The sequence below is a fragment of the Mycobacterium sp. PO1 genome (assembly GCF_017312405.1).
GTDB lineage: Bacteria > Actinomycetota > Actinomycetes > Mycobacteriales > Mycobacteriaceae > Mycobacterium.
In genome coordinates this window covers 83,842-97,648 of the sequence record NZ_BLTG01000014.1, presented here as the reverse complement: position 1 = coordinate 97,648, position 13,807 = coordinate 83,842, and the positions used below count along the sequence as shown (strand labels likewise).

Below are 13,807 nucleotides of genomic sequence, written 5' to 3'. Positions count from 1 at the left end.
CTAGCTGGACAACCCCAGCGGACCCGCCAGCTCCTCGAGCGTCGACAGCAGCTCGTCGGGACCACCGAGCACCTGGATGGCGACGTGGTCGGCGCCGGCCTGCAGGTGCTCGGTCAGCCGCGCGGCGATCTGGTCGGGCGACCCGTAGGCGACGAGGGAGTCGATCAACCGGTCGCTGCCCGGGCGCTCCACGTCGTCGTCGGTGAATCCGAGACGCTTCCAGTTGTTCACGTAGTTCGACAGCCCGAGGTAGAAGTCGACGGTTTCGCGACCGACCTCACGGGCCTTCTCGGCGTCGTCGGTGAGCACGACCTTGTGTTCGGGCGCGATGAGGACCGTGGGGCCCAGCAACTCGCGCGCCTGACCGGTGTGCACCGGGGTGGTCAGGTACGGGTGCGCGCCCGCGGACCGCTGGGCCGCCAGCTGCAGCACCTTGGGACCCAGCGCGGCCAGCACCCGCCGACTGGTCGGCACCGTGGCCGAGTCGAGCACGTCCAGATACTCCTCGAGCGCCTCGTAGGGCTTGGTGTACTGCTCGGTGTGCTCGGGATGCCCGACGCCGACGCCCAGCAGGAAGCGGCCGGGGAATGCTTCTTCGATGCGGTGATACGACGAGGCCACCTCGCGCGCGTCGGCGGTCCAGATGTTCACGATCCCGGTGGCGACCTGCAGGTTCTCGGTCTTCTCCAGGATCGGCTCGACGAAGGCGAGGTCGGCCGCCGGAGAGGCGCCCACCCACACCGTGCCGTAGCCGAGTTTTTCGATCTCCACCGCCTGGTCAGGGCTGACCGGTGCGCCGGTCCACACCCCGAAATCCCCGAGTGCGGGCTTGAGGGAGACACCCTGTGTGGTCTGGTCGTCCTCGCGCGAGCGCTCGTCGGATGTCATGGGGGAGGGGTTCCTTCCGGTCGGAGGTGGCGTCGGTGCGGTATCAGCTTCTCAGTCACCGGGGGTACCCGCGCCGAAGCCGGGTCAGTCTCCCTCGCCGGCGGTCATCGGTGCGTCGGGGGCCGGCGCCTGCAGCGGAAGGCAGACGATGAACGTCGTGTCGCCGGGCTTGGACTGCACCGACAGGTTGCCGAGGTGCTTCTTGACGACGATCTGCCAGGCCAGGTCCAGACCGAGCCCGGTACCTTCGCCGAACGGTTTGGTGGTGAAGAACGGTGTGAAGATGCGCTCGATGTTGTCCTCGGAGATGCCGGGCCCGGTGTCGCCGATCTCCACCCGGATCATGTCCTCGTTCTCCCGCCGGGTGCGGATGGTCAACGTGCCGTGGCCGTCCATCGCCTGGATCGCGTTGTCGATGATGTTCGTCCACACCTGGTTGAGATCGCCCGGGTAACACAGCAGTTCGGGCAGCGACGTGTCCTTCTCCCACACCAGCTCGACCGGTTTGTCCTTGCCGACCTTGTCGCCGAAGATCGTCTTGACGGTGCTGTAGAGCAACTCGTGCACGTTGGCGCTCTGGTATTCGGCACGGTCCATCTGCGAGTACTGCTTCGCGCCGGCCAGCAGTGCCGAGATCCGCTTGCTGGCCTCGGCGATCTGGTTCATCAGCAGCTCGTTGTCGATGGTGTACTTCAGCCAGCCGATCGCTCCGGGCAGCGTCGCCGAGCAGTCGACGTCGTCGATCGACGCCTGTACCCGTTCCAGCCAGTCCACGTCCAGGCCGGCCTCGACGAACGTGGGGGCGTAATCCCAGGCGCTGGAGATGCCGTGTGACTCCAGCCAGTCGCCGATGTGGTCCTCCCGGTCGGAGGTCTCCAGCGCGGTGAGCTCCTGGGACTTCGACTTGGCGACCTGTTCGGCGACTTCGTCCTGGATGCTGACCAGCACCTTCAGTGCGGCGGGGGTGAATTTGCCCTCGGCCAGCATGGCCAGCTTGTGGCGCATCTTGCCGACCCCTTCGCGCAGGTCGGCCACCGCGCGGGCGGTCGCGCCGGCGGGGTTGTTGAGCTGGTGGGTCAGCCCTGCGGACAGTTGGCCCAGCGCCAGCAGCTTCTCGCGTTGCCCCACGATCTGGCGTTGGCGCATCCCGCCGACCATGTGGCCTTCGAGCAGGTGCACCGCCATCGGGAACTCGTCGCGCATGAACCGGGCGAACGCGTCGGCGTCGAGGACGAAGAACCGCGACGGGCGGGTCACCCGCACCGAGGCCTGGTAGACGTGCTCTTCACCGGGGATGTAGGCCGACCAGGCCCCGCAGTACACCCCGCGTTGCGACGTCCGGTTGGTCTCGATGTCCACACCGCCGGAACGCTTGGACATGACCAACTCGCCGTCGATCAGGACGTAGAAGCAGGTGGCGGGTTCGCCCTCGACGTGGATCGGACCCGGTTCGAACGTCGCGATGTGGCCGTTCTCGCACAGAATCTGCAGCTGACGGTCGGACAGCGCCTCGAACAGGAACAGGCTGCGCAGCTCATCGGGCAGGCATTTCTCACCCACGGTGGATCCTTCCAACGGTCAACTCGGAACCTGCTGTGTCGGAGCGTGCAGGGGCACTGGAGAAGTGAAACGCGAATCACCCGGTGTGGATTCCATGACCGGCTCGGCCCTACGTTTCGGCCAGGTAGCGGTGCACGAGCATGACGGCCATCGACCCCTCACCGACCGCGGCGGCCACCCGCTTGGCGGAGTCGGCGCGCACGTCGCCGGCCACGAACACCCCTGGCACGCTGGACTCCAGGTGGTGCGGCGGGCGTTCCAGGGTCCATCCGCTGACGTCGCGCAGGTCCGGGCCGGCGACGACGAATCCGTGGTCGTCGCGCACCACGACGCCGTCGAGCCAGTCGGTGCGCGGTTCGGCGCCGATGAAGATGAACATCCGGCCGCAGTGGAACTCTTCGCGTTCGCCGGTCTGGTTGTTCTCCAGACAGATGCTCTCCAGGTGTCCGTCCCCCTTCACCGCGTGCACGACGGTGTAGGGCAACTCCTTGATGTTGTCCTGGGCGCGAATCTGCTGGATCAGGTAGTGCGACATCGAGTCTTCGAGGGTGCGCCGGCTGACGATGGTCACCGACTTGGCGGTGCGGGCCAGGTACATCGCGGCCTGCCCGGCCGAGTTGGCGCCGCCGATGACATAGACCTCGTCGTCCTCACAGTCCGAGGCGACCGACGTGGTCGCGCCGTAGTACACGCCGGCACCGGTCAGATCCGCACACCCCTCCGCCGACAGCTGGCGGTATTCCACACCCATCGCGAGGATCACCGCGCGCGTGCCGATCGAGCGGCCGTCGGACAGGTGCACCGTGCGGGCGTTGCCGTCGATGTCCAGACCGGTGACCTCGGCGGCGGTGATCAGTTCGGCGGAGAACTTCTCGGCCTGCCGACGGGCGCGCTCGGCGAGCTGTGATCCCGGAACGCCGTCGGGGAAGCCGAGGTAGTTCTCGATGCGGGAGCTCTGGCCGGCCTGTCCGCCGGTGGCGGTCCGTTCGATGAGGACGGTCTTGAGCCCCTCGGATGCTCCGTAGACGGCGGCGGCCAGGCCGGCGGGCCCACCGCCGACGACGACGAGGTCGTAGAAATCGCCCGCGGGCGTCGTCGTGAGGCCCAGCGTCGCGGCCAGCTCCGCGTCGGTGGGGTCGACCAGCGTCTCGCCCTGCTCGGTGATCACCACCGGCAGGATCAGACCGTCCTGGCCCGCGGCTTCGAGCAGTTGCGCGCCACGCGGTTCGTCGGACCGAAACCAGGTGTAGTACAGCCGGTTCCGGGCCAGGAACTCACGCACTTCGGACGACCGCGCGTTCCACGGGTGCCCGATGATCTTGGTGTGCGGGATGGCCCGGTCGCCGGCCGCCCGCCACGCCTCGATCAGCGCGTCGATGACCGGGTAGAGCTTCTCCTGCGGAGGATCCCAGGGCTTGAGCAGGTAGTGGTCGAGGTCGACGACGTTGATCGCGTCGATCGCGGCGTGGGTGTCGGCGTAGGCGGTGAGCAGCACGCGCCGGGCCGCCGGGTAGACATCCATCGCGGCTTCGAGGAACTCGATGCCGCTCATCTGCGGCATCCGGTAGTCGGCGACGAACACCGCGACGGTCTCTCCGCGCAGCTTCAGCTCGTTGAGGGTCTCCAGCGCGTCAGGGCCCGACTCGGCCCGCACGATGCGGAACTTCTCGCCGTAGTGCCGACGAAGGTCGCGGGCTACCGCACGGGACACCGCGGGGTCGTCGTCGACGGTGAGGATCACCGGTTTGCGGGGCTGGTGCTCAGGTCCAGTCATCGCCTCAAGTATGCGCCTCGTGTCCAGCGGAAATCGCGGTCGGGTTGGCGGGTGAAAGGTACCCTTCCCCGCCGCGGCGGAGCGGCCTAGCGTGGGTGCATGCCGACCAACGTGATCGTGGGATACGACGGCTCGCCCTCGGCGGGTGAGGCCATCAGCGCCGGGGCGTCGTTGTTCCCCGAGGCGCATGCCTGGGTGGTGTACGTCTGGACGCCGCCCTTCGGCAGCACGAGGCTGCGTCGGCGGTTGCGCACCTCGGCTCGCGACATCGACGACCTGGTCGAGCTGATCGAGCGCGAAGGGCAGCGGGAGGCCGACGCCATCGCCGCCGCCGGAGTCGCGCTGGCCACCGCGGCCGAGTGGGACGCCGAACCGCTCGTCAATCGCACGATGGGATCCGACGGCCTGCGGCTCGCGCAACTGGCCGAGCAGTTGCACGGCGATGTCATCGTCGTGGGCAGCCGGGGCCTCAGCGGTACCGACGCGGTGCTGGGCAGTGTCTCCGACCTGGTCGTGCATTACGCGACGGTGCCGGTGCTGGTGGTGCCCAATCCGCTGTTGATCAAGGAGTTCGAGGCGCTGGCCGACGGGCCGGTGGTGGTGGGCTATGACGGTTCCGACGGCGCCGAGAAGGCGCTCGACAGCGCGCGCCGGCTGTTTCCGGGCCGGCGGCTGCTGCTCGCCGCCGTCCGCGACGGGGACGAGGACGTGCCGCTGGGTCCCGCGGCGCGTGACGCCGAGCTGCTGTCGCTGCGGATGCCGAAGCTCGCCGGCCCGGCTTCGCGGGTGGCGGCCGACCTGCTCGTCGAGTGCGCCGACCAGCACGACGCCGCGGTGCTGGTCGTAGGCTCGCGGGGACGCTCGACCATCCGCGAGGTGCTGCTCGGGAGCGTCGCGCGCGGGGCGGTACACCGCACGCACCGCCCGGTGCTCGTCGTGCACGGATGATCAGGGCGTGGGAAGTGCGGCGACTTCCGCATGGGGTGCGGTGGCGCCCCGTGAACGCTCAACGCGGCGGGCGATGCCGCGCAGCATCTTCTGCTCCATCACGAAATGCGGGACATCGAACCAGAAGTGCCCGACGGGGCCGCCGCTGCCGCGCGCGATCAGCCGGGTCCGGTCGCCGTCGGGGCGAAGCGTGAACGACCAGCAGCCCGAAGCCTTCTGCCCTCGATCCAGACGGTCGAAATCGGCCGGCGAGACGAGCACGAGGTGGGAGCCGGGCTCGACGGCGGCGACGATCTGCCGGGCGGCGGGACCGTAACGGCGCGCCAGCCACACGGTGTCGCCGGTGTTGAGCTGCTGCCATTCGGGATGCACGATGGCCGCGTTGTGCATGTCGGCGCCGACCGCGCGTTCCAGCAACGAGTAGCTGTAGAAGCCGCCCCGGTCCTCGCCGATCTGAGCAAGCCACGGCCAGACCTGGGCCGGCGGTGCGTCGACGGTGACCGCCCGTGTGGTGCGGGGGGACGGCCGCGACGGAATAGCCTCGACCATGTCGTCACCCGGCATCACCGCGGCGATCTCGTCGTTGCGGGCGCCCCAGGTGTACATCCACGGCCGCAGGTGGACGTGGTACCACGCTGCGATCCCGACGGCGGCCATGATGTCCGCCAGCCCCGGCCGGTACCTTCCCATGGTTCGACGGTAGGTTCGGCACGCTCCCGGCTGGTAGAGCCGAAAGTCCTGCATCCGAGCAAATTTCGGTGCACAAAGGGGCGCAGGACATGATGGTCCCGGGGCGGTGCACCCGCCCGGGAGCGGAATCAGGTCGTCGCCGATCGGGCCGGCCACCACGGGTGAGCAGAGGACCACCGGCCCTATCGTCCGGCCGGAAAGGCCCGCAAGCTTGCCTCATGGCGAACACGATCGTGAAGGCGCTCGCAGCGGGGGCACTGCTGTACGGGGCGCGCCGCTACTTCCGTGACTGGGGCACCACCAAGGCCGAATGCAGCGGAAAGATGCCCGGTGACGAACTGATCTCTCCGCCGGTGCTGCAGGCCACCGAAGCGGTGTGGATCGATGCCGGCGCCGGGGAGGTGTGGCCGTGGCTGGTGCAGATGGGGCAGGACCGTGGCGGGTTGTACAGCTTCGAGAAGCTGGAGAGCGCCGTGGGTCTGGGGTACCGCAATGCCGACTGCATCCATCCCGAATGGCAGCACATCACGGTCGGTGACGTGGTCCGGCTCGTGCCGAAGGGCTGGCTGGGCCTGCCGGACGGGATCGAACTCGCCGTCGCGGAGCTGATCGACGGTCAGTCGATCGTGTTGCGGGCGCAGCCGGGGTTGCCCTGGGACGCCGTGTGGTCCTTCCACGTCATCCCGCACTGGGATGACCGGTGCCGGTTGGTGATCCGGTCGCGGCTGGCCTTGCGCCACCCTGCCGAGGTCGCGTTCGCCGAACTTCTCGGACCGGCCAGGGCCTTCATCACCAGGGGGATCCTGCTGGGCATCAAACGGCGCGCCGAGGGCCGAGCCCAGCCGGAGAGTTCGGGCGCTTCGGAGTCAGCGGCCGGCGCTGCCCTGCACCACCCGGGTTAGCCGGCCGAACCAGCGAAAGGGAGACCGATGAGAGCCGAGGTTGGTGACTGGCTGGTGCTCAAGGGCCCCACCGTCGACCGCTCCGAGCAGCGGGGGTTGATCACCGAGGTGCACTCCGCCGACGGGACCCCGCCCTTCGTGGTGCGCTGGCTGGACACCGGACGCGAAGCGATGGTGTTCCCGGGCCCGGACGCGATCGTCGTGACGGCTGCCGAACAGAGGTCTGCCGACGAACGAGCCCGCGAACGGATGACGCAGGTGCAAGAGACGATTCGTGGGCGCTGACGTGTCTGGAAGATCCGCCGCTCACGGAGTTGTGGTCGGCACGGACGGATCGTCCAACGCGCTCGTGGCGGCGCAATGGGCCGCCCGGGCCGCCGCGTTCCGAAACGTCGACGTGACAGTCGCGCACGTCGTCGGAAACCACGCGGACGACACCGTGGGCGCGACCTGGTCGTGGCCGACCGGCCGGGCACCCGACGAGGTTCGCGAACTCGCCGAACGCGACACCGGTGGCGTGCTCGCCCGCTCGGTCGCGGCGGCCGAGGAGAGCGGAGAGGGGGTGCACGAGATCCGTGCGGTGCTCTGCCACGGCAGACCGGTGGCGGCGCTTGCGGAGCTGTCCAGGTCGGCCCAGTTGGTCGCAGTGGGCGGTCACGGGGTCACCGGCAGGCATCGGCGCGGGCTGGGTCCGGTGAGCCGAGGCGTCATCCAGCATGCGCACTGCCCGGTCGCCGTCGTCCGGGAGGAGCCCAGCCACCCGTCGCCACACCATCGCCCCGTCCTGGTCGGTGTCGACGGGTCCCGCGCCTCGAACCTCGCCGCGGTCATCGCGTTCGACGAAGCGGCGTGGCGCGGTGTGGATCTGCTCGCGATGCATGTCTGTCACGACTCCGAGGCGCCACCGGCCGGCGGGAAGCGTGACCCGTTGCTCGTCGAGGCGGCCGAGGCCATCCTGACGAAGTCGCTGTCGGCGTTGCGGACGCAACATCCCGCCGTCCGGGTCCACCACCTGGTGCGGTTCTGGAATCCGGTACGCCAACTCCTCAGGCAAGGCGAGCGGGCGCAGCTCATCGTGCTCGGGAGCCACGGTCGTGGCAGCGTCAGCGGCGCCCTGCTCGGATCGGTCAGTGCGGCGGTCGCCGAGCACGCCCGGGCTCCGGTGATCGTGGCGCGTCACCGCTGATCTGGCCGGAATCCGATTCGTTTCTGTCCAGGGTCCCGGTGGGTCGACGAGTATGCGGACGCGTTCACTGGTCTCGATCCCGCCCGGTGAGGTCGGACGCCAGAGCAAACCTGGCGAAGTGATCGATCCCGAAGCGCTGGAAAACACGCAGTCGACCGGGCGGGAGCAGACCAGCTGCCGTCGAGGCGTCGACGATCGTCGGACCCGCCACCTCGTACGTGTCACCTTTCGACGTGATCGTTGCGCCGCCGGCCGCCTGGGTGTTGCGAAGCCAGTCCACGGTGATTCCGTAGGGAAGGGGGACGAGGAACCCGCCCGCGACCTTGTCCGCCACGACGGGGGTGGCGTACCTCCTGCCGGAGCAACGCCCCTCGTGCTCGACAAGCGCTGCATACCAGTGTTTGCGTCCGGCGGCCCGCACCATCATCGGGTTGAGCACGTGCTTGTTGAACGTCCGCACCGCGTCGCGCACCGGGCTCATCGTGTCGCGAGACATGCCCACATGGTCGCCGGGCCCCGAAGTCGCGCGTCAGGGCCGAGCGGACTGTCCTCGAAGGACCAAAGGCACCCGATCTCCGGGATGTGACTTTCGTCTCTATTGCCGGGCACCCGGCTGGAAAACGATGGGTTCGGTTCGTCTGTCGACAGGAGTGACGATGACATCGACCGACCACACAGCCGGGGTCCGCAGTGCGCTCGACGACGTCGCCTGGCAGTTCCTCCGTTCGGAGTTCGCCGGCGAGATCTACCTGGACTGGCCCATCGACCGCCGACTCGACGCGTTTCTGCGCCACCGCGGATACGACCAGCTCCACGACGACGGGACCGCCTACGAGGCCCTGTTGGACAGGGTCATGGCCAACATCGGCGCCGCCCTGCAGACCGGCGTTGTGCCGCAGCAGAATTAGGGAAGCCTGCCATGAATGTGATCCACAAACGCGCCGATGACTGGCGCGTGGAACCGAATTTCACGGATTACGAGGGAACGCGGGCGAGGTTCGCGTGGCAGGACGCACCCGACGTGTGCGAAGGGATGGAGGGCGGCGGGTGCAACATCGCCTTCGCGGCGCTCGATCGGCATGTGCACGGTCCGGCGGCCACGCGGACCGCATTGCGGTTCGTCTCCGCCGCGGGCTCGGACGGTGCCGTGCAGACCCAAGATCTCAGCTACGCCGAATTGGCGGGCTGGGCGCACCGATTCACGAACGTCCTGCGCGCCCTGGGTGTGGGCAAGGGCGACCGGGTGTTCACGCTGACCAGCCGCTGCCCCGAGCTCTACGTCGCGATTCTCGGCTCATTGCGCAACGGAAGTGTGGTCTCGCCCCTGTTCTCGGCCTTCGGACCCGAGCCCATCGCCACCCGCCTGACCCTGGGCGAAGCGAACGTCTTGGTCACCACCAAGGCGCTGTACCGCAAGAAGGTCGCGACGATCCGCGACCGGGTGCCGTCGCTGCGCCACGTGCTGATCATCGATGGCGATGCCGACGACGCCGTTCCCGGAACGCTGGGATTCTGGCCGTTGCTGGACGCGGCCGGCCCCGAGGCCCCGATCGAGGTCACCACCGCCGAGGATCCGGCGTTGCTGCACTTCACCAGCGGCACCACCGGCACACCCAAGGGCGCCCTGCATGTACACGGCGCGGTGACGATGCACTATGTCACCGGGAGGTACGCGCTGGACCTGCATCCCGACGACATCTACTGGTGCACAGCGGACCCGGGCTGGGTGACGGGGATGTCCTACGGGGTCATCGCGCCGCTTCTGCACGGGGTGACCTCCATCGTCGACGAAGCGGACTTCGACGCCGAGCGCTGGTACCGCATCCTGGAGAGCCAAGGCGTCACGATCTGGTACACCGCACCGACCGCGATCCGCATGCTGATCAAAGCCGGTCCCGAACTCGCTTCGCGGTTCCGTTTCCCGAAGCTGCGCTTCATCGCCAGTGTCGGCGAGCCGCTCAACGCGGAGGCGGTCTGGTGGGGCCAGCGGGTACTGGGATTGCCCATCCACGACAACTGGTGGCAGACCGAGACCGGCGGCATCATGATCGCCAACACCCCGGCCTTCGACATCAAGCCTGGCTCCATGGGCCGCCCGCTGCCCGGCGTCGAGGCGTACATCGTCCACCGCCGCGACGACGGGACCGTCGCCGTGGTCACCGAACCCGGCGTCGACGGGGAGTTGGCGCTCGAGCCGGGGTGGCCGTCGATGTTCCGGGGCTACTTGAATCAGGAGCAGCGCTATCGCGACAGTTTCGTCGACGGTTTGTACCTGTCGGGTGACCTGGCCAGCCGGGACTCGGACGGCTACTTCTGGTTCGTCGGCCGCGCCGACGACGTCATCAAATCAGCGGGACATCTGATCGGACCGTTCGAAGTCGAGAACGCGCTGACCGACCACCCCGCCGTCGCCGAGGCCGCGGTGATCGGCATCCCGGACGCCACGTCGGGTGAAGTGGTCAAGGCCTTCGTCACGCTGAAGAACGACTACACGGCCGGTGAGGACCTGCGCCGAGAACTGATGGCGCACGCCCGCACCCGACTGGGCGCGGCAGTGGCCCCCAAACAGATCGAGTTCACCGACGCGCTGCCGCACACCCGCAGCGGCAAGATCATGCGGCGGTTGCTCAAGGCCCGAGAGTTGGGGCTCCCGGAGGGCGACACGTCCACGATCGAGACGGTCGAGCGTCCCGATGTGCAGGAGGTGCGCTCATGAGCGCCGACCCGCTGGCCCGGCCGCTGTTGGCGGACATGGTCCGGGTGCGTCGCATGGAGGAGAAGTGCGCCGAACTCTACGGTGAGACGAAGATCCGCGGGTTCCTGCACCTGTACGTGGGGGAAGAGGCGGTGGCCGCGGGATCGCTGCGGGCCCTCGACGCCGACGATGCGGTGGTCGCGACATACCGCGAACACGCGCACGCGCTGCTGCGCGGAGTGCCCATGGCGTCGATCATGGCCGAGATGTTCGGCAAGCAGGAGGGCTGCTCGCGGGGCCGTGGCGGGTCGATGCACCTCTTCGACGCCGACCGCAGATTCTACGGCGGTAACGCCATCGTCGCCGGGGGACTGCCGCTGGCCGTCGGACTGGCACTCGCCGACGCCATGCAGCAGCGAAACCGCGTGACCGCGTGTTATTTCGGTGACGGTGCGGTCGCCGAGGGCGCCTTTCACGAATCGTTGAACATGGCGGCGCTGTGGCAACTCCCCGTGTTGTTCTGTTGCGAGAACAACCTGTACGCGATGGGCACCGCGCTCGAACGTGCCCAGTCCCAGACCGATCTCGCCGCCAAGGCTGCCGCCTACAACGTGGCGACGTTGACCGTCGACGGAATGGATGTCGCGGCATGCCATGACGCCACAGCGAAGGCGGTCGACTCCATCCGCACCGCGGGCGGCCCCTTCTTCCTGGAGTTCCGCACCTACCGCTTCCGCGCTCACTCGATGTTCGACCCCGAGCTCTACCGCGGCAAGGCCGAGGTCGAGGAATGGCGCACCCGGGACCCGATCACGCTGTTCACCGATCGGTGCCTACGCGACGGACTGCTGGCTCCCCAGGACATCGCCGACCTCGAGCAGGCGGCCGACTCCGAGGTCGATGCGGCCGTGGCCTTCGCCGACGCCGGCACGTGGGAGGACGTCGCGGACCTGGAACGTGATGTGCTCACCCCGGCAGCGGAGGTTCGGCGATGAAGACGACATATCGCACCGCAGTCCACAACGCGCTCCGAGACGCACTGCGCGACGACCCCCGCGTGGTGTTGATGGGCGAGGACGTCGGCCGTTACGGCGGCACCTACGCGGCGTCCAAAGGCCTGCTGGAGGAATTCGGCCCCGACCGGGTGCGGGACACACCGCTGTCGGAGCTGGGGTTCGTCGGGGTCGGAATCGGTGCCGCGCTGGGGGGACTCCGCCCGATCGTCGAAGTGATGACCGTCAACTTCAGCCTGCTGGCCCTGGACCAGATCGTCAACACGGCCGCCACGCTGCGCCACATGTCCGGAGGTCAATTCTCGGTTCCGCTGGTGGTGCGGATGGCCACCGGGGCGGGACGGCAGCTGGCGGCTCAGCACTCGCACAGCCTGGAGAACTGGTATGCGCACATCCCGGGCATCAAAGTCGTTGCCCCCGCGACGGTGCAGGACGCGTACGGGATGCTGGCCTCCGCGCTGGCCGACCCCGATCCGGTCGTGGTGTTCGAGCACGTCACGTTGTACAACACCGCTGCCGATGTCGACACGCTGGCGGCGCAGGACATCTGCTCGGCGGCCGTGCGCCGGACGGGCTCCGACGTCACGGTGATCGCCTACGGCGGCTGTCTGGCCAAAGCACTGGACGCCGCCGACGAGCTGTCTCTGGCCGGAATCAACTGCGAGGTCATCGATCTGCGGGTGCTGCGTCCGTTGGACACCGAGACGATCCTGGACTCGGTGCGCAAGACCCATCGCGCTGTCGTGGTCGACGAAGCATGGCGGACAGGGAGTCTGGCCGGTGAGATCAGTGCCCAGATCGCCGAGAACGCGTTCTTCGACCTCGACGCGCCGATCGCCCGTGTCTGCAGCGCGGAGGTGCCGATGCCGTACGCGAAGCATCTGGAGCAGGCGGCGTTGCCGCAGCGTGACGACATCGTCGCGGCGGTGCGCACCACGATGGGTGGGCAGCCGTGATCGAGTTCACGATGCCGGCCCTCGGTTCGGACATGGACGAAGGCACGCTCGACCAGTGGCTGGTTTCCCCCGGTGACACGGTGGAGCGCGGTCAGGTCGTCGCGGTCGTCGAAACGACCAAGGCGGCAGTCGAAGTCGAGTGCTGGCACGAAGGAACGGTCGGGGAGCTGCTGGTGCCGGTGGGGCAGACCGTAGAGGTCGGGACGCCGCTGGCGACGTTGCTCGAGCCCGGGGAGCGCCCCGGTCAGACACCTGCTGCGAAACCCGCGACCGTCCCTGAGCCACCCGCGGTCGTCGAGCCGGCTCGAGGGGAGATCATGCCGGCTCCGACCGCGGGTCCCGCGGCAACCTCACACCGCCGGTGGGTTTCGCCGGCGGCGCGCCGTCTTGCCCACACGCTGGGCGTCGACGTCGATGCCGTGACCGGTTCCGGCCCGCAGGGTGCGGTCACCATCAGGGATGTCGAACACGTTGCGGCCGAGGCGAAGAAGCCCCTGCGCGGGCGCACCCCAGCAGACCGGGCTGTGGAGATGCGCCGGTCCATCGCGGCCGCGATGAGCAGGTCCAAGCGTGAGATCCCGCACTACTATCTGGCCGACGAGGTCGTGATGGACTCGGCAATGGCGTGGCTGGGTGAGCGCAACGCCGCTCGGCCGATCACCGAGCGGGCGTTACCGGCGGTCCTTCTGCTCAAGGCGGTCGGCATGGCGGCGCAACGGTTTTCGGAGTTCAACGGCTTCTGGCGCGACGATCGGTTCGTTGCGGCTGACGCCGTGCACGTCGGGGTGGCGATCTCGTTGCGCGGCGGCGGCCTGGTGGCGCCGGCGATCCACGAAGTCGGCGCCAAGAATCTCGACGAGCTCATGGCCGACCTCACCGACCTGGTGGCGCGCGCCCGCGCCGGCTCGCTGCGGAGCTCCGAGATGTCGGACCCGACGATCACGGTCACCAACCTGGGCGATCAGGGATCGGCGACCGTTTTCGGCGTGATCTATCCACCGCAGGTCGCGCTGGTCGGATTCGGTAAGCCGGCCCAGCGGGTGTGCGCGGTGGACGGCGGCATCCGGATCGCGACCACCGTCCAGGCCACGCTGGCGGCCGACCATCGGGCCAGTGACGGGCACCGGGGGGCGCTGTTCCTCAGCGCCATCAACGACCTGTTGCAGCAACCGGAACTCCTGGAGAAGTGAGAGAA

14 protein-coding genes are annotated in these 13,807 nt (G+C 68.6%); 9 read left to right on the top strand and 5 right to left on the bottom strand.

The annotated features are described in order from the left end of the window. The 3 genes from J3476_RS06175 to J3476_RS06165 form a co-directional block, all read right to left on the bottom strand. On the bottom strand, positions 1–888 hold the full coding sequence (locus tag J3476_RS06175; protein ID WP_207065615.1) for an LLM class F420-dependent oxidoreductase: 888 nt from the start codon (positions 886–888) through the stop codon (positions 1–3). 84 nt (positions 889–972) lie between these two features. After that, positions 973–2,448, bottom strand: a complete 1,476-nt coding sequence (locus J3476_RS06170; protein WP_207065614.1) for an ATP-binding protein — start codon at positions 2,446–2,448, stop codon at positions 973–975. A gap of 109 nt (positions 2,449–2,557) precedes the next feature. Further along, positions 2,558–4,222 (bottom strand): FAD-dependent oxidoreductase, encoded by a 1,665-nt coding sequence (locus tag J3476_RS06165; protein WP_207065613.1) that lies wholly within the window; start codon positions 4,220–4,222, stop codon positions 2,558–2,560. A gap of 99 nt (positions 4,223–4,321) precedes the next feature. Here J3476_RS06165 and J3476_RS06160 point away from each other — a divergent pair, with 99 nt between their 5' ends. After that, on the top strand, positions 4,322–5,170 hold the full coding sequence (locus tag J3476_RS06160) for a universal stress protein (protein WP_207065612.1): 849 nt from the start codon (positions 4,322–4,324) through the stop codon (positions 5,168–5,170). Here J3476_RS06160 and J3476_RS06155 read toward each other — a convergent pair whose 3' ends face one another. Continuing rightward, the gene (locus J3476_RS06155; protein WP_207065611.1) at positions 5,171–5,860 is read right to left on the bottom strand and encodes a hypothetical protein; all 690 of its coding nucleotides are present in this window, start codon (positions 5,858–5,860) and stop codon (positions 5,171–5,173) included. Between the two features lie 218 nt (positions 5,861–6,078). Between J3476_RS06155 and J3476_RS06150 the strand changes: the two genes are divergently transcribed. Genes J3476_RS06150 through J3476_RS06140 form a run of 3 tightly spaced genes read left to right on the top strand, consistent with a single transcriptional unit; the run spans position 6,079 to position 7,948 of the window. After that, on the top strand, positions 6,079–6,762 hold the full coding sequence (locus J3476_RS06150) for an SRPBCC family protein (protein ID WP_207065610.1): 684 nt from the start codon (positions 6,079–6,081) through the stop codon (positions 6,760–6,762). 27 nt (positions 6,763–6,789) lie between these two features. Then, entirely contained in the window at positions 6,790–7,047 is a 258-nt protein-coding gene (locus J3476_RS06145; protein ID WP_207065609.1) for a DUF1918 domain-containing protein, read from the top strand. 31 nt (positions 7,048–7,078) lie between these two features. Next, positions 7,079–7,948, top strand: a complete 870-nt coding sequence (locus J3476_RS06140) for a universal stress protein (RefSeq protein ID WP_286182650.1) — start codon at positions 7,079–7,081, stop codon at positions 7,946–7,948. A 64-nt stretch (positions 7,949–8,012) separates the two neighbouring features. Here J3476_RS06140 and J3476_RS06135 read toward each other — a convergent pair whose 3' ends face one another. Further along, entirely contained in the window at positions 8,013–8,444 is a 432-nt protein-coding gene (locus tag J3476_RS06135) for a nitroreductase (RefSeq protein ID WP_207065607.1), read from the bottom strand. Positions 8,445–8,604: 160 nt separating this feature from the next. Here J3476_RS06135 and J3476_RS06130 point away from each other — a divergent pair, with 160 nt between their 5' ends. From J3476_RS06130 to J3476_RS06110, 5 genes are read left to right on the top strand one after another with little or no spacing between them, the layout of a single operon-like run. After that, positions 8,605–8,856 carry a hypothetical protein gene (locus J3476_RS06130; RefSeq protein ID WP_207065606.1) on the top strand — a complete coding sequence of 84 codons (252 nt, stop codon included), beginning with the start codon at positions 8,605–8,607 and terminating at the stop codon, positions 8,854–8,856. Between the two features lie 11 nt (positions 8,857–8,867). Next, complete coding sequence (gene acsA, locus J3476_RS06125; RefSeq protein ID WP_207065605.1) at positions 8,868–10,664, top strand: acetate--CoA ligase; 1,797 nt, start codon at positions 8,868–8,870, stop codon at positions 10,662–10,664. Next, complete coding sequence (pdhA, locus tag J3476_RS06120; RefSeq protein WP_207065604.1) at positions 10,661–11,638, top strand: pyruvate dehydrogenase (acetyl-transferring) E1 component subunit alpha; 978 nt, start codon at positions 10,661–10,663, stop codon at positions 11,636–11,638. Before acsA ends, pdhA begins: the two co-directional genes overlap by 4 nt. Continuing rightward, positions 11,635–12,612 (top strand): alpha-ketoacid dehydrogenase subunit beta, encoded by a 978-nt coding sequence (locus J3476_RS06115; RefSeq protein ID WP_207065603.1) that lies wholly within the window; start codon positions 11,635–11,637, stop codon positions 12,610–12,612. The genes pdhA and J3476_RS06115 overlap by 4 nt, the downstream gene beginning before the upstream one ends. Then, positions 12,609–13,802 (top strand): dihydrolipoamide acetyltransferase family protein, encoded by a 1,194-nt coding sequence (locus J3476_RS06110; RefSeq protein ID WP_207065602.1) that lies wholly within the window; start codon positions 12,609–12,611, stop codon positions 13,800–13,802. The genes J3476_RS06115 and J3476_RS06110 overlap by 4 nt, the downstream gene beginning before the upstream one ends. The last annotated feature ends 5 nt before the right edge of the window (positions 13,803–13,807 follow it).

Bases quoted from the DNA above. Each gene is read 5' to 3' on its own strand.
- J3476_RS06115 (WP_207065603.1), top strand. From the start codon at position 11,635: ATGAAGACGACATATCGCACCGCAGTCCACAACGCGCTCCGAGACGCA.
- J3476_RS06160 (WP_207065612.1), top strand. From the start codon at position 4,322: ATGCCGACCAACGTGATCGTGGGATACGACGGCTCGCCCTCGGCGGGT.
- acsA (WP_207065605.1), top strand. From the start codon at position 8,868: ATGAATGTGATCCACAAACGCGCCGATGACTGGCGCGTGGAACCGAAT.
- J3476_RS06155 (WP_207065611.1), bottom strand. From the start codon at position 5,860: ATGGGAAGGTACCGGCCGGGGCTGGCGGACATCATGGCCGCCGTCGGG.
- pdhA (WP_207065604.1), top strand. From the start codon at position 10,661: ATGAGCGCCGACCCGCTGGCCCGGCCGCTGTTGGCGGACATGGTCCGG.
- J3476_RS06150 (WP_207065610.1), top strand. From the start codon at position 6,079: ATGGCGAACACGATCGTGAAGGCGCTCGCAGCGGGGGCACTGCTGTAC.
- J3476_RS06135 (WP_207065607.1), bottom strand. From the start codon at position 8,444: ATGTCTCGCGACACGATGAGCCCGGTGCGCGACGCGGTGCGGACGTTC.
- J3476_RS06145 (WP_207065609.1), top strand. From the start codon at position 6,790: ATGAGAGCCGAGGTTGGTGACTGGCTGGTGCTCAAGGGCCCCACCGTC.
- J3476_RS06165 (WP_207065613.1), bottom strand. From the start codon at position 4,222: ATGACTGGACCTGAGCACCAGCCCCGCAAACCGGTGATCCTCACCGTC.
- J3476_RS06175 (WP_207065615.1), bottom strand. From the start codon at position 888: ATGACATCCGACGAGCGCTCGCGCGAGGACGACCAGACCACACAGGGT.
- J3476_RS06130 (WP_207065606.1), top strand. From the start codon at position 8,605: ATGACATCGACCGACCACACAGCCGGGGTCCGCAGTGCGCTCGACGAC.